The organism is uncultured Sulfitobacter sp., from assembly GCF_947497275.1.
In the GTDB taxonomy this organism is placed as follows: domain Bacteria; phylum Pseudomonadota; class Alphaproteobacteria; order Rhodobacterales; family Rhodobacteraceae; genus Sulfitobacter.
Map to the genome: position 1 here is coordinate 16,022 of NZ_CANMFS010000014.1, position 20,851 is coordinate 36,872.

Sequence of the window (20,851 nt, forward strand, 5' to 3'; positions counted from 1 at the left end):
CCCGTCGCTGGGGGCCAATTCCGGCAAAAGGAGAAGCGACATGAAACTGCACGAACTTTCCGACAATCCAGGCGCCGCGAAATCACGCAAACGCGTTGGTCGTGGTCCCGGCTCCGGCACCGGTAAGATGGGTGGCCGTGGTATCAAAGGTCAAAAATCCCGTTCGGGTGTGGCGATCAAGGGCTACGAAGGCGGCCAGATGCCGCTGTACCAACGTCTGCCAAAGCGCGGCTTCAACAAGCCGAACCGCAAGGAATTCGCAGTGGTCAATCTAGGCCTGATCCAGAAATTCATCGACGACGGCAAGATCGACGCAAAATCCGCGATCACCGAAGACGCGCTGATCTCTTCGGGTCTGGTGCGGCGCAAGCGCGACGGTATCCGCGTTCTTGCCAAAGGTGATGTTTCGGCCAAGATGGACCTGCAAGTCACAGGCGCGTCGAAGTCGGCGATCGCAGCCGTAGAGAAGGCAGGCGGCAGCCTGACCATCACAGCGCCAGCTGCGGCAGAAGCGTCCGAATAACCTTCGGGCTTGTGAGCGGCGTCAGAGCCGCTTACATAGTCTTCAAGTTTTCCCAAACGCCGCCCGCCGGAAAACGGCCCGGGCGGCGTTTTGTTCAATAAAGAGAGCCCTCAACATGGTATCTGCCGTCGAGAATATGGCCGCCAACAGCAGCTGGTCCGCCTTTGGCAAGGCAACCGACCTGCGCCACCGCATTCTGTTCACCCTGATGCTCCTGATCGTTTACCGCCTTGGCACGTTCATCCCCGTTCCGGGCATCGATGGTGCCGCTTTGCGTGAGTTCATGGAAAGCGCGGGGCAGGGCATCGGCGGCATGGTGTCGATGTTCACAGGTGGTGCGCTGGGGCGTATGGGTATCTTTGCCTTGGGGATCATGCCCTATATTTCGGCCTCTATCATCGTTCAGCTGTTGACCTCGATGGTTCCTTCGCTGGAGCAGTTGAAGAAAGAGGGCGAGCAGGGACGCAAGAAGATCAACCAATACACGCGCTTCGGTACGGTAGCGCTCGCTACGGTACAGGCGTATGGCCTCGCAGTCTCGCTTGAGGCGGGGGATATCGCGGCGGATCCGGGCATGTACTTTCGCATCGCCTGTATGATCACGCTCGTCGGCGGGACGATGTTCCTGATGTGGCTTGGCGAACAGATCACCGCGCGCGGCATCGGCAACGGCATCTCGCTTATCATCTTCGTCGGTATCATTGCCGAAGTGCCTGCCGCTATTGCACAGTTCTTCGCCTCCGGCCGTTCCGGCGCGATCAGCCCGGCGATTATTGTCGCGGTGCTGGTGATGGTTATCGCGACGATCATGTTCGTGGTGTTCATGGAGCGTGCCCTGCGCAAAATCTCAATCCAGTACCCGCGTCGTCAGGTCGGTATGAAGGTCTACGATGGCGGGTCGAGCCACCTTCCCGTCAAGGTCAATCCGTCAGGGGTCATCCCGGCGATCTTTGCAAGCTCGCTCCTGCTGTTGCCGGTGACGATCAGCACATTTTCGGGCAATACGACCAACCCCGTGATGTCCTGGCTGCTTGCCAACTTCGGACCGGGTCAGCCGCTCTACATTATTTTCTTCATCGCGATGATCGTGTTCTTTGCCTACTTCTACACCTTCAACGTAGCGTTCAAACCCGATGATGTCGCCGACAACCTGAAGAACCAGAACGGTTTTGTGCCGGGGATCCGTCCGGGCAAACGTACTGCGGAATATCTTGAATATGTGGTCAATCGCGTGCTGGTGCTGGGGTCGGCCTATCTTGCCGCCGTTTGTATCCTGCCCGAGATCCTGCGCGGGCAATTCGCGATCCCGTTCTATTTCGGCGGCACGTCCGTCCTGATCGTTGTGTCCGTTACGATGGACACGATCCAGCAGGTGCAAAGTCATTTGCTCGCCCATCAATACGAAGGTCTGCTCGAAAAGTCGCAATTGCGCGGCAAATCCGGCAAGCCACGCAAAAAACGGAGCCCGCTGCGTCGATGAACATTATTCTTCTCGGACCGCCCGGTGCCGGTAAAGGCACCCAGGCACGTTATCTCGTCGAAAACCGCGATATGGTCCAGCTGAGCACAGGCGACATGCTGCGCGAAGCGAAAGACAGCGGAACGGAAATGGGCGACATCGTCGCAGACGTCATGGCGCGTGGGGCGCTGGTCACCGATGAAATCGTAATTGGTCTGATCCGCGAAAAGCTGGAGGCCAAGACCGAGCACGGCGGATTCATCTTTGACGGCTTTCCACGGACGTTGGCGCAAGCCGACGCTTTGGGCGATCTGTTGGCCGCGCAGGGAGAAACGCTGGACGCGGTCATCGAAATGAGAGTGGATGACGAAGCACTGGTGGAGCGGATTACGGCCCGTTCGACGTGCGCCAACTGTGGCGAAGTCTACAACGATAATACGAAGCCGATTCCGGCGGACGGGAAATGCGTCAACTGTGGCGGAACCGAATTCAAGCGGCGCGCCGACGACAACGAGGAAAGCCTGAAAACCCGTCTTATGGCCTACTATAAACAGACGTCCCCTTTGGTTGGGTACTATCACGCCAAGGGTCTTCTGGGTGTTGTGGACGGTCTGGCGTCGATGGACGAGGTCAGGGCCAGCATCGCCGCGGTTCTCGATCGCTGAGACCGGGCGGGTTTTCGTACCGAATCCACAGTGGTCAGGTGCGGGGCCAGTCCCGGCGCCCTGGCGTTTGATTACCGTCGCTGCGCGGAATTACCTCGCATGGATCTGCGTGACGCGGTCATATGTCAGGGCGTGGGTTGACGGCCCCGTGAAAACTTCATAGTGACCACCATCTCGTATGAGAATCAAATCATGGGACCGGCCGCACCGGCCCGTGTGAACACCTGATCAGCCCCAGCCCGCAGGCACCACGCCCCGGGCTTCGTGTTGTGAAAAAAGGGTCTGGAACAACGGACCCGCAACGAAAAGGAATATCAGACGTGGCACGTATTGCCGGCGTAAACATCCCGACTGCAAAGCGGGTTCCAATCGCCCTCACTTATATCACTGGTATCGGCAACTCTTCGGCGGAGAAAATCTGCGAAGCGGTTGGCATTGATCTCTCGCGCCGTGTGAACGAGCTTTCCGATTCCGAAGTTCTCAAAATTCGCGAGCACATCGACGAAAACTATACCGTCGAAGGCGACCTGCGTCGTGACACGCAGATGAACATCAAGCGTCTGATGGATCTGGGTTGCTACCGCGGCCTGCGTCATCGCCGCAACCTTCCCGTGCGTGGTCAGCGTACGCACACCAACGCTCGCACCCGCAAAGGCCCCGCAAAGGCCATTGCCGGTAAGAAGAAATAAGGGAGGGTTTGACCAATGGCTCGTGAAAAGACACGCGTTAAGAAGAAGGTATCCAAGAACATCGCCGCCGGTGTGGCGCATGTAAACTCCTCCTTCAACAACACAAAAATCCTGATTTCCGATGTGCAGGGCAATGCGATCGCATGGTCGTCTGCCGGTACGATGGGTTTCAAAGGATCGCGCAAATCCACACCCTACGCGGCCCAGATGGCTGCCGAGGATGCCGGGCGCAAGGCACAGGACCACGGCGTCAAGACGCTGGAAGTCGAAGTGCAGGGGCCGGGTTCGGGTCGTGAAAGCGCGCTGCGCGCTTTGGCTGCTGCCGGGTTCAACATCACGTCCATCCGTGACGTGACCCCGATGGCGCACAACGGCTGCCGTCCGCCCAAGCGCCGCCGCGTTTAAGCGATCGTTATTCTATCCGGGGTCCGCGCATTGTCGCGGACCCCTTGTGACTTTCTGATTGCGCGCGGATCGCGTGCGAGTTTTTGAAACCTCGGGAGTTTGCCTCGGTTGGACATACGGGTGCGAACAGGAATGGAGGGACATATGATCCACAAGAATTGGGCAGAATTGATCAAGCCACAGCAGCTTGACGTCAAACCCGGTAACGATCCGGCACGGCAGGCGACCGTTGTCGCCGAACCGCTCGAGCGGGGCTTTGGTCTGACCATGGGCAACGCACTGCGCCGCGTGTTGATGTCGTCGTTGCAGGGTGCCGCGATCACATCCGTACAAATCGACAACGTGCTGCACGAGTTCTCGTCCGTATCGGGCGTGCGCGAAGACGTCACCGACATCATCCTGAACCTCAAGGGTGTCTCGATCCGCATGGAAGTCGAAGGGCCAAAGCGGCTGTCGATCTCCGCGAAAGGTCCCGGTGTCGTCACTGCCGGCGATATCAGCGAATCGGCGGGCATCGAGATCCTGAACCGCGACCATGTGATCTGTCACCTCGATGACGGTGCCGACATCTATATGGAGCTGATGGTCAACACCGGCAAAGGCTATGTCTCTGCGGATAAGAACAAGCCGGAGGATGCGCCAATCGGGTTGATCCCGATCGACGCGATCTACTCGCCCGTGAAAAAAGTCAGCTACGACGTGCAGCCGACCCGCGAGGGACAGGTTCTGGACTATGACAAACTGACGATGAAGGTCGAAACGGATGGCTCCATTACGCCGGATGACGCCGTGGCTTTCGCCGCACGCATCTTGCAGGACCAACTGGGCATCTTCGTCAACTTCGACGAGCCCGAATCCGCATCACGTCAGGACGACGATGACGGTCTTGAGTTCAATCCGCTTCTGCTCAAGAAAGTGGACGAGCTGGAATTGTCTGTCCGTTCCGCCAATTGTCTGAAGAACGACAACATCGTTTATATTGGCGATCTGATCCAGAAAACCGAAGCGGAAATGCTGCGCACTCCGAACTTTGGCCGCAAATCCTTGAATGAGATCAAGGAAGTGCTGTCAGGAATGGGTCTGCACCTTGGCATGGATGTCGAGGACTGGCCACCGGATAACATCGAAGACCTCGCGAAGAAGTTCGAGGATTCGTTCTAAAGCACTTCGGGGCGGGGATACCCGCTCCGGATACGACCGGGTCGCAAGACCCCAAGGAGAGCCCAAGACACGCATCGCGGGCCGGACAAAGCAAAACAGCCCGTAGAGGGCATCAAATTGGAGACTGAACAATGCGTCACGCACGTGGATACCGCCGTCTGAACCGCACACATGAGCACCGCAAGGCGCTTTGGGCCAACATGGCCGGCTCGTTGATCGAGCATGAGCAGATCAAGACGACATTGCCAAAAGCAAAAGAACTGCGTCCGATCATCGAGAAGATGATCACTCTCGCCAAGCGCGGTGACTTGCACGCCCGCCGCCAGGCGCGCGCACGCCTTAAAGAAGATCAGTATGTCGCGAAATTGTTCGACATTCTTGGACCCCGCTACAAAGATCGTCAGGGCGGATATGTGCGCATCCTGAAAGCCGGTTTTCGCTACGGTGACATGGCACCGATGGCGATCATCGAGTTCGTGGACCGCGACCGCGATGCCAAGGGCGCAGCAGACAAAGCCCGGGTTGCGGCCGAAGAGTCGGCTGACTGAGCATCATCTTATATCTGATCGGAAAAACCCTGCCACTTTGGCGGGGTTTTTTATTGCGTGCGATGCGGCTGGATATTTTTAGCCAAAAGAAATAGGGGAGTTGCAACGGGGGCGGGCGATGCGCATATCTCGGCCTATGAAAATGCTTGTTTTGATATTCTCTTTGTTGACGACCTCTGTGGCAGCTCAGCAGGTGCCCGGCTCTGCGTCTGAGATTCAAATGAGCTTTGTGCCTGTTGTCAAACAAACGGCACCTGCTGTCGTGAACATCTACGCCAAGATCATGCGGGCACCCGAGGCGACGCCCCTGCGCTCCGATCCGTTTTTCGAGCGGTTCTTCAACGATCCGTTCTCGCTGCGGCGTCCGCAAGTGCAAAACTCGCTTGGGTCGGGGGTCATCCTGTCGGCGGACGGGTATGTCGTGAGCAACTACCATGTGGTCGGTACAGCGACGGATATCCGTGTCGTGTTGGCGGACAGGCGCGAGTTCACCGCAACGGTCGTACTGGGGGATGCCGAGAGTGATCTGGCTATCTTGAAGATCGATGTGGACAGTGCCTTGCCCTATCTGGACCTGCGCCGGAGCGATAGTGTGGAGGTGGGCGAACTGGCGTTGGCGGTAGGCAATCCGTTTGGCGTGGGCCAGACGGTCAGCAGCGGGATTATTTCCGGTCTTGCCCGATCGGGCGGATCGGCAGGGAGCGGGCAGGGGTATTTCATTCAAACCGATGCGCCGATCAATCCCGGTAATTCGGGTGGTGCGCTTGTTGATGTGGCGGGTCGATTGATCGGGGTGAACACGTCGATTCTGACACGGTCCGGCGGATCGAATGGCATCGGTTTTGCGATTCCCGCGGATCTTGTGGCGGCCTTCGTTGCGCAGGCGCAGGCCGGAAACGAGGCATTTATCCGCCCGTGGGCGGGCATCAGCGGTCAACCTCTTGATGCGGATATGGCCGCGACGCTGGGCTTTGACAGGCCGGGTGGCATCATTATTTCGGGGCTGCACGCGGTAAGCCCGTTTCTGGAGGCGGGCCTCGACGTCGGGGATGTGATCCTGGCTGTCGGAGGCCAGCCAGTCAATACGCCCTCGGAGATGATTTATCGCATGAGTGTCGCCGGGACGGGGGCGGCGGCGCAGGTCACTTATTCCCGCGCGGGAGAAATGCAGACTGTGGATGTGCCGCTTATCGCTGCACCGGAAACGCCGCCGCGCGATTTGACGGCGATGCCGGATCGGAGCCTTTTTCCAGGACTTATGCTCGTCCAGCTGAATCCTTCAGTGCTTGCCGAACTCAATCTTTCCCTCGAAGCGCAGGGGGTCGCCGTCATTGATCCGGGGCGTTTCGCCGTGCGCGCAGGGCTGCGGCGCGGTGATGTGATCGTCGCGATAAACGGCAACTCCATCTCGCATCCGCAAGAAGCGGTCGCCGCCCTGTCCGGATCGTCCGCCCGTGTCGAAATATTGATCCAGCGCGGAGCGCAACGCATCGCGCTGAGATTTCGGGGTTAGGGGTGGCGGATCTTTTCGGGAATGCGCCGGATACAACGCATACGACGGCGCACCGACCCTTGGCAGACCGTTTGCGGCCGCAATCTCTGGACGAGGTGATCGGTCAGCAGCAGATCCTCGGGCCGGATGGTCCTTTGACGATCATGCTGAAAGGCGGTGCGCTTAGCTCGTTGATTTTCTGGGGGCCGCCGGGGGTGGGCAAGACGACCATCGCCCGTCTTCTGGCCGATGAAACCGATCTGCATTTTGTGCAGATATCAGCGATATTCAGCGGCGTACCGGAATTGCGGCGCGTTTTCGATGCTGCCAAGATACGGCGTCAGAACGGGCAGGGCACGCTCTTGTTCGTCGACGAGATCCACCGGTTCAACAAGGCGCAGCAGGACGGATTCCTGCCGCATATGGAGGACGGGACGATTCTATTGGTGGGGGCGACCACCGAGAATCCATCGTTTGAGTTGAACCGTGCGGTCCTCAGCCGCAGCCAGGTTCTCGTGCTCGAGCGTCTGCCGCATGAGGATCTGGAGCGGCTCGTGGCGCGCGCGGAAGCGGAATTGGGCGTCACCTTGCCGCTGGAGCCGGCGGCACGGCAATCGCTGTTGGACATGGCCGACGGCGACGGGCGGGCGCTGCTTAATCTGATCGAGCAAATCGCGGCGTGGAGCGTCGATGCACCGCTGGATCAGTCGATGCTGGCAAAACGTTTGTCAAAGCGGGCCGCGCAGTATGACAAGGGCGGGGACGCGCATTTCAACCTGATTTCCGCGTTGCACAAATCCGTGCGCGGCAGTGATCCCGATGCTGCGCTGTACTGGTTTGCACGGATGCTGGAGGGCGGCGAAGATCCACGGTACCTTGCGCGGCGGATCACGCGGATGGCGGTCGAGGACATCGGTCTGGCCGATCCGCAGGCGCAGGCGATCTGCTTGCAAAGCTGGGAGACGTTCGAACGCTTGGGCTCGCCGGAAGGTGAGTTGGCGTTGGCCCAGGCGCTGACGTATCTGGCACTGGCACCGAAATCGAACGCGGCTTATGTCGCCTACAAGGCGGCGCGCAAATCCGCGAAGGCCACCGGGTCCGAGCCGCCGCCGAAACATATCCTAAACGCGCCGACAGCAATGATGAAGGATCAGGGCTTTGGCGACGGATACGCCTATGATCACGACGCCGAAGACGGGTTTTCCGGGCAGAACTATTTCCCAGATGGCATGGCGCGACCGTCCTTTTACACGCCGGTGGAGCGCGGGTTCGAGCGGGATCTGAAGAAACGGCAGGACTATTTCATCAAGCTGCGGGCCAAGCGGGAGAGTTGACTCTCGGCCCCGCCCGCGCGATGGCAGGCGCATGATATCAACAGTCGCTCTCGTCGCTTTGGGCGGTGCCATCGGTGCCGCGTGCCGGTACCTTGTGGGGGTGGCCGTATTCCGCATGGCAGGGCCGCTGGAGTTTCCGTTGGCGGTGCTTGGAGTCAACGTCATCGGATCGCTGCTGATGGGGGTCTTTGTGGCCGTCGCCGCCCACAAGGGCCTGACTCATCTTGGCCCGTTCATGATGACCGGACTGCTGGGCGGGTTCACCACATTCTCCGCTTTCTCTCTTGAAACCGTATCGTTGATCGAGCGGGGCAGTTACGGTGCGGCATCGGCCTATGTCGCGTTGTCCGTGGGGTTGAGTATTCTGGGTCTGATGCTGGGGCTGATGGCCACCAGAGGAGTATTGACATGAGCCGTGTTCAGACACTTACCGTAGAAGAGGGCGATGGGGATCAAAGGCTTGATCGCTGGTTCAAGCGGCAGTTCCCGCTGATCAGTCAGGGGCGTCTGGAAAAGATGTGCCGCAAGGGTGAGATCCGCGTCGAGGGCGGGCGGGTCAAGGCGTCTACCCGTCTGGAAGTGGGCCAGCAGGTCCGCATTCCGCCACTGCCCGACAGTGAGGCACCGCCACCGCCCAAGCGGACGCGGGTGACGGAGGCGGACGCGAAATTCATCCGTTCGTGCGTGATTTACCGTGATGATCATGTGATCGCGTTGAACAAGCCGCCGGGCCTGCCGGTGCAAGGCGGATCGGGGCAGGGCGACCGGCACGTCGATGCCCTTGCAGAAGCCTTGATGTTCGATCTCGACGAGCGGCCGCGCCTTGTGCACCGGCTGGACAAGGACACATCGGGTGTCTTGCTGCTTGCGCGGACGCGCGAGGCGGCAAAGGCGCTGACCGCGAATTTCCGACACCGCGAGACGCGCAAGATCTACTGGGCCGTGGTTGCCGGTGTTCCGCAGCCGCGCAACGGCACGATCAAGTTCGGTCTGGTCAAGGCTGGCGGTCACGGGGCACGCGGTGAGGGCGAAAAAATGATTGCCGTGCATCCGCGCGACATCGACAGCACCGAAGGCGCCAAGCGCGCGCTGACTGATTATGCGACGCTGGAGCAGGCGGGCAGCCGCTGTTGCTGGATGGCGCTGATCCCGGTGACGGGGCGCACACACCAGTTACGCGCGCACATGGCCGAGATCGGGCATCCGATCGTGGGTGATGGCAAGTACGGCGGGTCCGGGCAGGAAAATCTCGGCGACGGTTGGGGCGCGCAGCTGGGCGGAGAAATCTCCAAGAAGCTGCATCTGCACGCGCGCAGTCTGAAGATCGAACATCCAGCGACAAAGGCGATCCTGAGCCTTGTCGCGCCGTTGCCCGAGCACATGACGCGGACATGGCAGACCTTTCAATGGTCTCCTGCGGACGTCCCCGAGGATCCGTTCGAGGAAGACTGGGGATGAGCGAAGGCAAGCGCCGATTGGTGATTTTCGATGTCGACGGCACGCTGGCGGACAGCCAGTCCGACATCCTCGGGGCAATGCAACTGGCCTTTGCCGCCGAGGGGATGTCCTGCCCCGCGCGGAGCGAAATTCTCGGCGTTGTGGGCCTGTCTTTGCCGGTGCTGATGACGGTACTGGCCGCCGACGCCGACGCGTCCACACAGGCACGGTTGGTGGAAGGCTACCGCGAAGCCTATACGACGTTGCGTGCCGAGCAGGGGAGTGCGGTGTCGTCACCGCTCTATCCCGGTACGGCGGAGATGCTCGCGGAGTTGCGTACGCGCCCGGAGGTTGTGCTGGGCGTGGCGACTGGAAAATCGCGCCGCGGGCTGGACAAGCTGATCGAGGGGCACCGGATGCAGGGCATCTTCGTCACCCAGCAGGTCGCCGATACACATCCATCCAAACCGCATCCGTCGATGATCATGCAGGCTTTGTCGGAAACCGGGGTGGCGGCGGAGAGTGCCGTGATGATCGGTGATACCAGCTTTGACATGGAAATGGCAGCGGCAGCGGGTGTTACGGGGATCGGCGTGCGCTGGGGCTATCACGGCCAGGAGAGGCTGACGGCGGCTGTTCACATGCTCGACAGCTTTGGTGATCTGGCGCCGCTGCTTGATACGATCTGGAAGGACTGACCCATGAGCGAATGGAAAGCGAAGCGGTTCTGGAAAGAAGCGGAAGTGATGCCGCAGGATGACGGGTTCTCCGTCGCTCTTGACGGACGACCTGTCCGGACCCCGGCAAAACGGCATTTGATCGTTCCGACCAAAGAAATGGCAAAGGCGATTGCCATCGAATGGGATGCCCAGGACGGAGTGATTCAACCCGAGACGATGCCGGTGACCAAAACGGCGAACTCCGCGATCGACAAGGTCGCCGTGCAACACGCCGAAGTTGCGGAGATGCTGGCGGCCTACGGCGACAGCGATCTGCTGTGCTACCGCGCGCCCGCGCCCGAGGCTTTGGTGGCGCGTCAGGCAGAGATGTGGGACCCGTTGCTGGAGTGGAGCGCGCAGACGCTCGGCGCTCCGTTGCAATCACATACCGGCGTGATGCACGTCCCGCAGGACTCGCGATCACTGGAAATCCTGCGCGCACGCACCTTTGCGCTGACCGCGTTCGAACTGGCGGCGTTTCACGATCTGGTGAGCCTGTCCGGCTCGCTTGTGATCGGCTTTGCCGCGACCCATGATTTTCTGCCCGCCGACGCGCTCTGGCGCATTTCGCGGTTGGACGAGATCTGGGAAGAGGAACAATGGGGTGAAGACGACGACGCGACGCGCATGGCGCGGATCAAGGAGACTGCGTTTTGTCACGCCAAACGCATGTTCGACCTTGCGCACAGCCAATAGGCACGGCTGACGGGTTTCCTTTGCGTCAGTGCCGGTTTGTGCGGCATTTCTAACCACTCGTACTTGACCTTCGCGCGGGAATCCGCCCAAACTATGGATCACTGCGTGATTGCGATGACGCGGAGTATCGCTACCGGTGCGTGAAGCGGCGGTTCGATCCGTCTGAAATGCGGCGGAAAATCAGGAAGAGGTAAAAATGAAGAAATCAGTAATTCTAGGCGCGCTGACGGTCGCGGGTCTGTCTGCAAGCGCAGCAGCGGCCGCAACGCTCGACGATGTCAAAGAGCGCGGCACATTGAATTGTGGTGTTGCTACCGGCTTGGCCGGTTTTGCGGCACCTGACGCCAATGGTGAATGGACCGGCTTTGATGTGGCTGTGTGCCGCGCTGTCGCCGCTGCCGTTCTCGGCGATGCGACAGCTGTCGAATTCGTCCCGACCACGGGCAAGACACGCTTTACCGCATTGGCGTCAGGCGAAATCGACATGTTGGCACGCAACACCACATGGACGTTCTCCCGCGACACGGATCTGAAATTCGATTTCACCGGGGTCAACTACTATGACGGCCAGGGCTTCATGGTCCCCAAATCGCTGGGCGTGTCCTCCGCCAAGGATCTTGATGGCGCGACTGTCTGCATCCAGACGGGCACAACAACCGAGCTGAACCTCGCGGATTTCTTCCGCGCGAACAATATCAGCTATGAGCCTGTTCCAATCGAAACCAATGCGGAAGCAATCCAGCAGTATTCTGCCGGCGCGTGCGATGCCTACACTACCGACGCATCTGGCTTGGCTTCGTCGCGTGCGACATTCGAAACACCCGGCGACCATATCCTGCTGCCCGAGATTATTTCCAAAGAGCCACTCGGCCCGCTGGTGCGTCACGGTGACAATGAATGGGGCGATGTCGTCCGCTGGACACTCAACGCATTGATCGCAGCCGAGGAATTGGGCGTATCTTCTGCCAACATCAACGAGATGGCTGAATCCACAACCAACCCCGAAGTCGCGCGTCTGCTTGGAACCGAAGGTGATCTGGGCTCGATGATCGGCCTGAACGCTGACTGGGCAAAGAGTGCCATCATGGCGTCCGGCAACTATGGCGAAATCTTTGCCAAGAACATCGGTGAAGAAACGCCGATCGGTCTTGCGCGTGGCCTGAACGCACAGTGGACCAACGGCGGTCTTCTGTACTCCCCACCGTTCCGTTAAACGAACAAGTCAAAGGGCGCGCATATTGCGCGCCCTTTGCGTTTTCCAGCAGATCAAGTTTCGCGTGCGACGTTTCAGGCCGCTTGGAAATGAATGCTGAACAAGACGACCAGATAAATAGCCCGGCACAGACGTCAAAAGACGCAGGTTCAATAACAGTCGGGGTTACGGGGAAATAATCAATGTCGACACTTACCGACCCTCCAACGGGATCGTTCCGGCTGTCTATGCTGCTGAACGACACGCGATATCGGTCCATGACGCTTCAGGTCATCGCGGCGATTGTACTAGCGACGTTGTTGTTCTATCTTTATTCCAATCTCGCGGCGAACCTGCGCGCCGCCGGTCTGAATATCTCGTTCGACTTCCTTGGCAGTTCGGCTGGCTATGACATCAACCAGACCCTGATCGAATATGACAGCCAGTCAAGCAATCTGCGTGCCGCTGTCGTCGGTATCCTGAACACACTGCTGGTTGCGGTTCTGGCCTGCGTCACCGCTACGGTATTCGGTGTGATCGCAGGGGTACTGCGGCTGTCGAACAACTGGCTCGTGCGCAAGCTGATGGCCGCCTACGTCGAGATCTTCCGGAACATTCCGGTCCTGATCTGGATCATCATCATTTTCACCATCATGACCGCCGTGCTGCCCGGTGCCCGCGCCTATCTGGGAGATGACCCGGAGCGGGACATGCTGGGCGGCGTGATCGCATTGACCAACCGCGGCATCTATGTACCGTCCCCGTTTTTTACCTCCGGCTTTGGCGGCGGCGAAGGGAGCGGATTGAACTGGCTTATCGTGCTGGCGGTTCTGGCCGGATCGTTCTTTGCGACGCGCTTTATCACCCACTCCGCCGATGCCAAACAGGAAGCAACGGGCGTACGGCCCAAGACAGGATTGCTCAATCTGGCTGTCTGGTTCGTTCCGCTGGTGGTACTGGCCCTCGTGCTGGGCCTCAGCTGGGATTTGCCCGATCCGCTTGCCAACCGCTTCAACCTGCGCGGCGGTCTCCAGATCGGCGCGCCATTGATCGCGCTTTGGTTTGCCCTGTCGATCTACACCGGTGCCTTCATCGCCGAGAACGTGCGCGCAGGCATCCAGGCCGTATCGAAAGGCCAGACAGAGGCGGCGTCGGCGCTTGGGATCCGGCCCCGGCGTGTCATGAGCCTTGTCGTTCTGCCACAGGCGCTGCGTGTCATCATCCCGCCGCTGATCTCGCAATATCTGAACATTACGAAGAACTCGTCACTAGCCATCGCTGTCGGCTATGCGGATATCACGGCCACGTTGGGTGGCATTACCCTGAACCAGACCGGGCGCGCGATTGAGTGTGTCCTTTTGCTGATGCTTTTCTACCTTGTGATCTCGCTTGTGATCTCTGCGGTGATGAACGTCTACAACAGTTCGATGAAACTGAAGGAGCGCTGAGATGGCCGTATCAAGGGAGCGCCCACAATGAGCGATACACACGCACAATCCGTCGCCTACGTCCGCGAGACGGCCATACCCCCCGCACCCGCGCCGGTGAATGCTGCCGGTCCGGTCAAATGGATGCGCGATAACCTGTTCGCCACCTGGGCCAATGCTTTGCTGACGGTCGCGGCCCTTTATGTGCTGTACCTCATCCTTGCATCCACATTGCCCTGGATCTTCGGCGGGCTGTGGACGACAAGCTCGCTCGCGGAGTGTCGCGAAATCTTGCAAGGCAAGTCCGCCGCTTGCTTCTCGGTTCTGTCGGAACGGTGGAACCAGCTTCTTTTCGGGTTCAAATACCCAAGTGAGCTCTACTGGCGTCCGGGCATCGCCTTTGTCCTGTTGTTCATCGCGTTCGCTCCGGTCCTGTTTTTCGACCTGCCGCGCAAGCTGCTGATCTTGACGGCGCTCTACCCGTTCGTCGCCTACTGGCTGATCTGGGGCGGCAGCATTTTGATACCGATCATGGCGCTTGCGGGTTTCGTCGGCGGTTACGTCGTCTATAGCAAACTTGTCACCCGCAACTTCGCCGCCGGCTTTTTCGGCGGTATCGCAGCGGCTGCTGTGATCTGGATCATCGGAGACTACATCGTCGGTGCCCTTGCGTCCGATACTCCTTGGCTCACACCGGTACCAAGCCGCGACCTGGGCGGCTTCATGTTGAACCTCATGCTGGGCGTCACCTGTGTATCGCTTTCCATCCCTCTTGGCATTGCGCTGGCGCTCGGACGGCAAAGCTCGATGCCGCTGATCAAATGGATCTGCGTGGTGTTCATCGAGTTCATCCGTGGCGTGCCGCTCATCACACTGCTTTTCGTGGCAAGTGTGATGCTTGCTTACTTCTTTCCGCCCGAAGCGACCGTCGACTTGTTCCTGAGGGTGGTAATCATGATCACCATGTTCTCGTCGGCCTATATCGCCGAGGTAATCCGCGGCGGTCTTGCTGCGCTGCCAAAGGGGCAGTACGAGGCGGGCGACAGTCTGGGGCTGGATTACGCGCAGTCGATGCGCCTGATCATTCTGCCGCAGGCGCTCAAGATCTCGATCCCCGGTATCGTCAACATCGCCGTGGGCCTCTTCAAGGATACAACGCTCGTTTCGGTCATTTCGATGTTCGATCTGGTGGGTATGATCCGGGGCCCGATCCTGGCCTCGACCGATTGGAATGGCGTGTACTGGGAATTGCTCGGGTTCGCCGCTTTGCTGTTCTTCGTCGTTTGCTACGGCATTTCACAATACTCGCAGTGGCTCGAACGCCGCCTCGCGACAGATCACCGTTAAGGAGGCCGAAACATGGCTGACATTGCTGAAAACACAGCCCCGAAAGCTGCGAAAATGCAGATTTCCGATGAGGTTGCCATCTCCATCGAGAACATGAACAAATGGTACGGCACCTTTCATGTTCTGCGCGACATCGATCTTACGGTCTACCGTGGCGAGCGCATCGTCATTTGCGGGCCTTCCGGCTCGGGAAAATCGACATTGATCCGCTGCATCAATGCGTTGGAAGAGCACCAGAAAGGCAGGATCGAGGTGGACGGGACCGTTCTGTCGTCTGATCTCAAGAATATCGACAAGATCCGGTCAGAGGTCGGCATGTGCTTTCAGCACTTCAATCTCTTTCCGCATCTGACAATTCTCGAAAACTGCACTTTGGCACCGATCTGGGTCCGCAAGACACCCAAGAAAGAGGCCGAAGCCACGGCCATGCATTTTCTGGAAAAAGTCAAAATCCCCGATCAAGCGAATAAATATCCCGGCCAGTTGTCGGGCGGACAGCAGCAGCGGGTCGCGATCGCACGGTCGCTGTGCATGAAGCCGCGGGTAATGCTGTTTGACGAGCCGACATCGGCGCTTGATCCCGAGATGATCAAGGAAGTGCTCGACACGATGATCGAGCTTGCCGAAGAGGGCATGACGATGCTTTGCGTAACCCACGAAATGGGCTTTGCCCGGCAGGTGGCGAACCGGGTCATCTTCATGGATGAGGGTCAGATCGTCGAGCAGAACGAGCCAGAGGCATTCTTCAACAACCCGCAAAGCCCGCGCACCCAGCTGTTCCTGAGCCAAATTCTGGGGCACTGAGAGCGTTTGCCTAATCGGTCAAATCGCGCGGCACGATGAAATGAACGACCTGCCCTTGCCCAAGGGGCAGGTCGTTCCAGTTCTGGATGTCAAAATCCACCACCAGGGTGGCACAGGTGGGGTAGCTATCGAAATCCCGATGCTCGGGTGCAACGTGCACCAGCAGTTCTGCCAGCACCGCGCAGCCGGGGTTATGTGCAAGGATCATCACACACGCTGCCTGCTGCGCTCTTAGGGCTTTCAGCATCACCTCGGCGGACGCAAGGTACAGGCTGCGGGAGTGTGTGACGGGGATGTCACGTTCCAGCCCGAGCCGGGCGAGTGTTTCCCGCGTGCGGGTCGCCGTGGAACACAGAACCTGATCCGGCGCCAGAGCCTTCGCACGCAACCAGTCGCCCATCGCTGTCGCGCTCCGTTCGCCGCGTGCGTTGAGACCCCGTTCAATATCAGCGAGGGCGCCACCGGACCAATCTGACTTGGCGTGGCGCATAAGGATCAATCGCTTCATTCGAGCTCCTTTGGCGGCCTTCTCGTAGAAAGCGGATTGTTCGGATGTACGGTTGAACATCGCACTGACGGGGCAGGGTACTGCTTTTGACACCCACGTTGCATACATAAGCCCTGCACGGCAAGCGTGGACAGATACCCGATGACCGCAAAGCCGTTGGTCGGGGTTTCGGGATGGGCCAGAACCCCATTAGCATTTGACTATGCGATGTGGCGTGCGACATCAGATCGTCAAAGGATTTTCCCGGTACCCGTCAACGAATCACGTGCGGCGACAGGTGCGGACCCTTGTGACTAAGCGTCAGCCCGCCCGAATGATGCTGCCCGCACCATGTTCGGTGAACAGTTCAAGCAGACAGGCATTCGGGGCGCGTCCATCAAGGATTACTGCCGCGCGGACCCCCGCATTCAGCGCATCGAGTGCGGTTTGCGTCTTGGGGATCATTCCGCCCGCGATGGTTCCTTCTCTGGTCATCTCTTCGATCTGCGTCGCTGTCAGGTCGGTAATCACTTCGCCTTTTGCATTCTTCACCCCCGAAACGTCCGTCAGCAAGAGCAGGCGATCTGCCTTCAGGGCCGCCGCGATGGCGCCCGCGGCGGTGTCGCCGTTGATGTTGAATGTCTCTCCGTCCATCCCCATGCCGAGCGGGGCGATCACCGGAATCAACTCCTTGTCCGCCATATCGAGGAGCAGGCGGGGGTTCACATTGGTCGGTTTGCCAACCAGACCCAAGGCAGGATCTTCCGGCTCGCAGATGATGAGCCCGCTGTCTTTTCCCGAAACGCCAACGGCGCGACCGCCCTGGGCAGATATCGCCTGCACGATCTTGGCGTTGACGAGGCCGGACAGAACCATCTCGACCACCTCCATCGTCGCGGCGTCGGTGACCCGTTTTCCATCAATGAAGTCTGACTTGATATTGAGCCGCTTGAGCATGCTGTTGATCATCGGGCCGCCGCCGTGGATGATGACGGGGTTCACACCGACCTGCCGCATCAACACGACGTCGCGCGCGAATTCGATCATCGCCGCGTCACTGCCCATTGCATGACCGCCCAGTTTGATCACGACGGTCGCGTCGTTGTACCGCTGCATATACGGCAGCGCCTGTGACAAGGTGGCGGCGGTTGCGGCCCAATCGCGGTTCATGTCTTGTTTTCTCATGTCTGTGTTCCCGTATTCTCCGGGATCATAGATAGTTATTCCAGTGTCGCAATCACGGATCTCAGGGTCGGTATGCCCCAGCCCTTTTCGGACGACGTTACAATCAATTCGGGGTAGGCGGCAGGATGCTTCGACAGCGCGGTCCTGATCTGGTCGAGCACTTTATCGCGCTCCTTCTCCTTGACCTTGTCCGCCTTTGTCACGACAGCCTGAAACGTCACGGCGGCACTGTCGAGCAGGGTCATGATTTCGTCGTCTACCTTTTTAACGCCGTGTCGCGCATCGATCAGAACGAAAGCGCGGCGCAAGGTCTGGCGGCCCTGCAGGAACTGCTTGAGCAGACGCTGCCATTTCTCAACCACTGGCAAAGGTGCGTTCGCATAGCCATAGCCGGGGAGATCGACGAGATACAAATCATCACCGGCGGTAAAATAGTTAATCTCCTGCGTCCGTCCGGGGGTATTGGAGGCACGCGCAAGGCCCTTGCGGCCTGTGATCGCGTTGATCAGGCTCGACTTGCCGACGTTGGATCGCCCGGCAAAGCATACCTCAAGACGGTCCGGAGCCGGCAGACCGGACATTGCCACGACCCCTTTGACAAAATCGGTCTCGCCCGCAAAAAGCAAGCGGCCCTGTTCCAGTTTCTGTGCATCGCCCTCTTCAAAGACCGGAAACGCCAGTTGCATCAGATCAGCTCCACCCTGTCGCCAACGGCGACCGGGCCGCCCTCGGTGACGACTGCATAAACGCCGAAATCCTGATGTGCCATCATGTTGAGTGCGGCCAATGTATCAACGTCGCGCTGGCCGGTGTCCGTATTAGCCATGGTTGCGCGACACCGTGTGATACGCTCTTTTATCTTGAGGCGGGCGCCGCCCAACTGCACATCCCGCCCGATCCAGTCGAATTCAGCCCAGGCTGGGGCGCCGGTGAACCAGATATTTCCGCGCCAGCGCTCGGTTTGCAGTGGTGACATGGCGAGAGACTCGACCGCCGCGTGTGACGCCATGTTGCATAGTGACACGGATGCGAAGGGCGTATCGGTATATCCGCGCTTGTCAAGGCGAAACACACGGGCGGGCTGCGCGCGGTCGGGGTCGACCAAGGGCCGTAGCCAGGGAAGCAGTCTGTCGGAGTCGTGGTCTGGTCGTATTGTCAGATCTGGTCGCTCCGGGTGGCGCAAAGTCAGTGTCTCGGTTGCTTCATCCAGGGTCGCGGTTATCGCCATAAGCGCGGGAGATTTCGCGCCTCGGCTAAAGTTCTGGCAAGGTGCCCAGCCGTCGGTCTTGATCTTGGCGGCGTCATGCGCAACGGCCCACGTACGATCGTAGGGCATTACCTCACCGGTCCTGAGCGTGACCCGCTTCAGCGCCTCACGCCCGTGTGATTTCAGGGGGTGGCGCCAAACCGCCGTCACCTCCATCACTTTTTCGGCTCCGCCTTCGGTTTGCGGGTAAAGCCGCCTTTGATATTGCCCATGAGATCCGGTTTATACCCTTGACTGCGCATGATCAGATATTGCTGCGTGAAGGTAATCGTGTTGTTCGCGATCCAGTAGACCACAAGGCCGCTTGCGAAGCTTCCGAGCATGAACATGAAGACCCAGGGCATCCAGGCAAAGATCATCTGCTGTGTCGGATCGGTGGGGGCTGGATTCAGCTTTTGCTGCAACCACATCGAAACACCCAGAAGCAGTGGCAGGATCCCGATAAAGACAAGCGCCATGATCGACCCGGTTTCCGGAGCGGCCCAGGGCAGCAGACCGTATAGGTTGAAGATGGAAGTCGGGTCAGGCGCGCTGAGATCCCGGAACGGGCCAAAGAACGGTGCGTGACGCAGCTCGATTGTGACGAAGATCACCTTGTAAAGCGAGAAGAAGATCGGGATCTGCAGCAGGATCGGCAGACAACCGGCGGCCGGATTCACCTTTTCCTTCTTGTAAAGCTCCATCATGCCCTGCTGCATCTTCTGGCGGTCGTCGCCCGCAGCTTCCTTCAGCTTCTCCATTTTGGGCTGAAGCTCTTTCATCTTTGCCATCGAGACATAGGATTTATACGCGAGCGGGAAGAGGATCGCCTTGATCAACAGTGTAAGACAGATGATCGCGATGCCCATATTGCCGATGAGTTGGTTGAGATGATGCAACAGCCAGAAGATCGGCTTGGTCAGGAAAGAGAACCAGCCCCAGTCAATGGCGTCGATGAAGTTGTAGATGCCTTGCGCTTCGTAGTCGCGCAGAATATCCCATTCCTTCGCACCCGAGAAGAACTGTGTCGTCGTCGTCGCCGTCGCGCCTGCGGCCACTGTCTGGACCGGCATCACCGTTTCGGTCTGATAGATATCGCGGCGTTCATCGTATTTCGCGACGGACTTGAACGCCGACCCCTGTGTCGGGACCAAAACGCTCATCCAGTAGTGGTCGGTAAAGCCGATCCAGCCGTTTTCCGTGATGTTTTTCTCGTCCGTACGGGCACCGGCGCGGGCGTTGAATTCGAATTCGGGCATGTCGTCCCAATTGATCTCCGAATATTCGCCGTCCGTCATGGCGACGACACCTTCGTGCAGGATGAAGAAATTCTTGAGATTGGTCGGCTCCCCGTGGCGGGCCAGAACGCCGTAAGGTGCCACCGAAACCGGCGCATCGCCGGTGTTCTCGACCGACTGCGTGATCGTGAACATGTAATTGTCGTCGATCGAAATCTGCTTGGTAAACTGAAGACCCGCGCCGTTATTCCAGCCCAAGGTAACCGGCGAACCGACGCCGAGTACATCGCCGCTGACAAGCTCCCACGCGGTGTTGGGACCGGGAACTGCAGAGGGGTCAACGCCGCCTGCGGCGGCCCAGCCGTGAACCGCGTATTGAGCGTTCTCTTCGCCGACCGGATTGAGAACGGTCACGACCTGCGCGTCAGGCTCCAGAGATGTTTGATAGTCCTTCAACGCCAGTTCATCGATGCGGCCACCCATGAGCGATAGCGACCCCGAGACTCGGTCCGTCTCAATCGCAACCCTCGGGGCTGCCTCCAGGGCGCTGGGTGCGGTTTGCGTTCCGGTCGTCGTCGCGGGCGCAGGCGCGTTCACGGGGACATCGGCGCTGGGCGTGGCGAGGGTGCCCTCTGTCGTCTGAGTCTCGGTGATCGTAGTGCCTTCGACGGGTGTTTCGGCATCCGGCGGCGGAAAGAGTACAAACCAGACAAGGATCACGACAAAGCTGAGCGCTGTTGCAATGATTAGGTTCTTGTTTTGATCGTCCATGGGCACCGCCACCTGATGTCTGAAAA

General features: G+C 59.1%; 22 protein-coding genes. 17 read left to right on the top strand and 5 right to left on the bottom strand.

Translation table 11 applies throughout. From position 1 onward, the window contains the following. Positions 1-40 precede the first annotated feature (40 nt). The 17 genes from rplO to Q1A06_RS19115 all read left to right on the top strand — a co-directional run bounded on the left by rplO (position 41) and on the right by Q1A06_RS19115 (position 15,898). On the top strand, positions 41-523 hold the full coding sequence (gene rplO, locus Q1A06_RS19035; RefSeq protein ID WP_299567311.1) for a 50S ribosomal protein L15: 483 nt from the start codon (positions 41-43) through the stop codon (positions 521-523). Positions 524-638: 115 nt separating this feature from the next. Beyond that, positions 639-2,003, top strand: coding sequence for a preprotein translocase subunit SecY (secY, locus tag Q1A06_RS19040; protein ID WP_299567316.1), 1,365 nt, complete (start codon positions 639-641; stop codon positions 2,001-2,003). Then, positions 2,000-2,647, top strand: coding sequence for an adenylate kinase (locus Q1A06_RS19045; RefSeq protein WP_299567322.1), 648 nt, complete (start codon positions 2,000-2,002; stop codon positions 2,645-2,647). Before secY ends, Q1A06_RS19045 begins: the two co-directional genes overlap by 4 nt. Before the next feature lie 320 nt (positions 2,648-2,967). Then, the gene (rpsM, locus tag Q1A06_RS19050) at positions 2,968-3,336 is read left to right on the top strand and encodes a 30S ribosomal protein S13 (protein WP_299567326.1); all 369 of its coding nucleotides are present in this window, start codon (positions 2,968-2,970) and stop codon (positions 3,334-3,336) included. A 15-nt stretch (positions 3,337-3,351) separates the two neighbouring features. Next, positions 3,352-3,741: a 30S ribosomal protein S11 gene (rpsK, locus tag Q1A06_RS19055; protein ID WP_067924149.1), complete on the top strand. Its 390-nt coding sequence runs from the start codon at positions 3,352-3,354 to the stop codon at positions 3,739-3,741. Between the two features lie 144 nt (positions 3,742-3,885). Beyond that, entirely contained in the window at positions 3,886-4,902 is a 1,017-nt protein-coding gene (locus Q1A06_RS19060) for a DNA-directed RNA polymerase subunit alpha (RefSeq protein ID WP_299567337.1), read from the top strand. A gap of 131 nt (positions 4,903-5,033) precedes the next feature. After that, positions 5,034-5,450: a 50S ribosomal protein L17 gene (rplQ, locus tag Q1A06_RS19065; RefSeq protein WP_299567342.1), complete on the top strand. Its 417-nt coding sequence runs from the start codon at positions 5,034-5,036 to the stop codon at positions 5,448-5,450. Positions 5,451-5,670: 220 nt separating this feature from the next. After that, positions 5,671-6,963, top strand: coding sequence for a trypsin-like peptidase domain-containing protein (locus Q1A06_RS19070; RefSeq protein WP_366523545.1), 1,293 nt, complete (start codon positions 5,671-5,673; stop codon positions 6,961-6,963). Positions 6,964-6,965: 2 nt separating this feature from the next. Next, a complete protein-coding gene (locus tag Q1A06_RS19075; RefSeq protein ID WP_299567364.1) occupies positions 6,966-8,276 on the top strand; it encodes a replication-associated recombination protein A in 1,311 nt (436 codons plus the stop codon). A 31-nt stretch (positions 8,277-8,307) separates the two neighbouring features. Further along, positions 8,308-8,688 carry a fluoride efflux transporter CrcB gene (crcB, locus tag Q1A06_RS19080; protein ID WP_299567370.1) on the top strand — a complete coding sequence of 127 codons (381 nt, stop codon included), beginning with the start codon at positions 8,308-8,310 and terminating at the stop codon, positions 8,686-8,688. After that, positions 8,685-9,734 carry an RluA family pseudouridine synthase gene (locus tag Q1A06_RS19085; RefSeq protein ID WP_299567375.1) on the top strand — a complete coding sequence of 350 codons (1,050 nt, stop codon included), beginning with the start codon at positions 8,685-8,687 and terminating at the stop codon, positions 9,732-9,734. Before crcB ends, Q1A06_RS19085 begins: the two co-directional genes overlap by 4 nt. Beyond that, the gene (locus Q1A06_RS19090) at positions 9,731-10,411 is read left to right on the top strand and encodes an HAD-IA family hydrolase (RefSeq protein ID WP_299567381.1); all 681 of its coding nucleotides are present in this window, start codon (positions 9,731-9,733) and stop codon (positions 10,409-10,411) included. The genes Q1A06_RS19085 and Q1A06_RS19090 overlap by 4 nt, the downstream gene beginning before the upstream one ends. A gap of 3 nt (positions 10,412-10,414) precedes the next feature. Then, the gene (locus Q1A06_RS19095; protein ID WP_299567399.1) at positions 10,415-11,128 is read left to right on the top strand and encodes an ATP12 family protein; all 714 of its coding nucleotides are present in this window, start codon (positions 10,415-10,417) and stop codon (positions 11,126-11,128) included. 196 nt (positions 11,129-11,324) lie between these two features. Next, the gene (locus tag Q1A06_RS19100; RefSeq protein WP_299567406.1) at positions 11,325-12,341 is read left to right on the top strand and encodes an amino acid ABC transporter substrate-binding protein; all 1,017 of its coding nucleotides are present in this window, start codon (positions 11,325-11,327) and stop codon (positions 12,339-12,341) included. A gap of 182 nt (positions 12,342-12,523) precedes the next feature. Then, positions 12,524-13,768: an ABC transporter permease subunit gene (locus Q1A06_RS19105; RefSeq protein WP_299567413.1), complete on the top strand. Its 1,245-nt coding sequence runs from the start codon at positions 12,524-12,526 to the stop codon at positions 13,766-13,768. A 27-nt stretch (positions 13,769-13,795) separates the two neighbouring features. Beyond that, positions 13,796-15,094, top strand: coding sequence for an amino acid ABC transporter permease (locus tag Q1A06_RS19110; protein WP_299567430.1), 1,299 nt, complete (start codon positions 13,796-13,798; stop codon positions 15,092-15,094). A 12-nt stretch (positions 15,095-15,106) separates the two neighbouring features. After that, positions 15,107-15,898: an amino acid ABC transporter ATP-binding protein gene (locus tag Q1A06_RS19115; RefSeq protein WP_299567448.1), complete on the top strand. Its 792-nt coding sequence runs from the start codon at positions 15,107-15,109 to the stop codon at positions 15,896-15,898. Between the two features lie 10 nt (positions 15,899-15,908). Here Q1A06_RS19115 and Q1A06_RS19120 read toward each other — a convergent pair whose 3' ends face one another. The 5 genes from Q1A06_RS19120 to yidC all read right to left on the bottom strand — a co-directional run bounded on the left by Q1A06_RS19120 (position 15,909) and on the right by yidC (position 20,825). After that, positions 15,909-16,406: a histidine phosphatase family protein gene (locus Q1A06_RS19120; protein ID WP_299567456.1), complete on the bottom strand. Its 498-nt coding sequence runs from the start codon at positions 16,404-16,406 to the stop codon at positions 15,909-15,911. 300 nt (positions 16,407-16,706) lie between these two features. Beyond that, positions 16,707-17,570: an acetylglutamate kinase gene (argB, locus tag Q1A06_RS19125; RefSeq protein WP_299567463.1), complete on the bottom strand. Its 864-nt coding sequence runs from the start codon at positions 17,568-17,570 to the stop codon at positions 16,707-16,709. 35 nt (positions 17,571-17,605) lie between these two features. After that, on the bottom strand, positions 17,606-18,256 hold the full coding sequence (yihA, locus tag Q1A06_RS19130; RefSeq protein ID WP_299567479.1) for a ribosome biogenesis GTP-binding protein YihA/YsxC: 651 nt from the start codon (positions 18,254-18,256) through the stop codon (positions 17,606-17,608). Then, a complete protein-coding gene (locus tag Q1A06_RS19135) occupies positions 18,256-18,993 on the bottom strand; it encodes an MOSC N-terminal beta barrel domain-containing protein (protein WP_299567544.1) in 738 nt (245 codons plus the stop codon). Before Q1A06_RS19135 ends, yihA begins: the two co-directional genes overlap by 1 nt. Further along, positions 18,993-20,825, bottom strand: a complete 1,833-nt coding sequence (yidC, locus tag Q1A06_RS19140; protein ID WP_299567485.1) for a membrane protein insertase YidC — start codon at positions 20,823-20,825, stop codon at positions 18,993-18,995. The genes Q1A06_RS19135 and yidC overlap by 1 nt, the downstream gene beginning before the upstream one ends. Between the last annotated feature and the right edge of the window lie 26 nt (positions 20,826-20,851).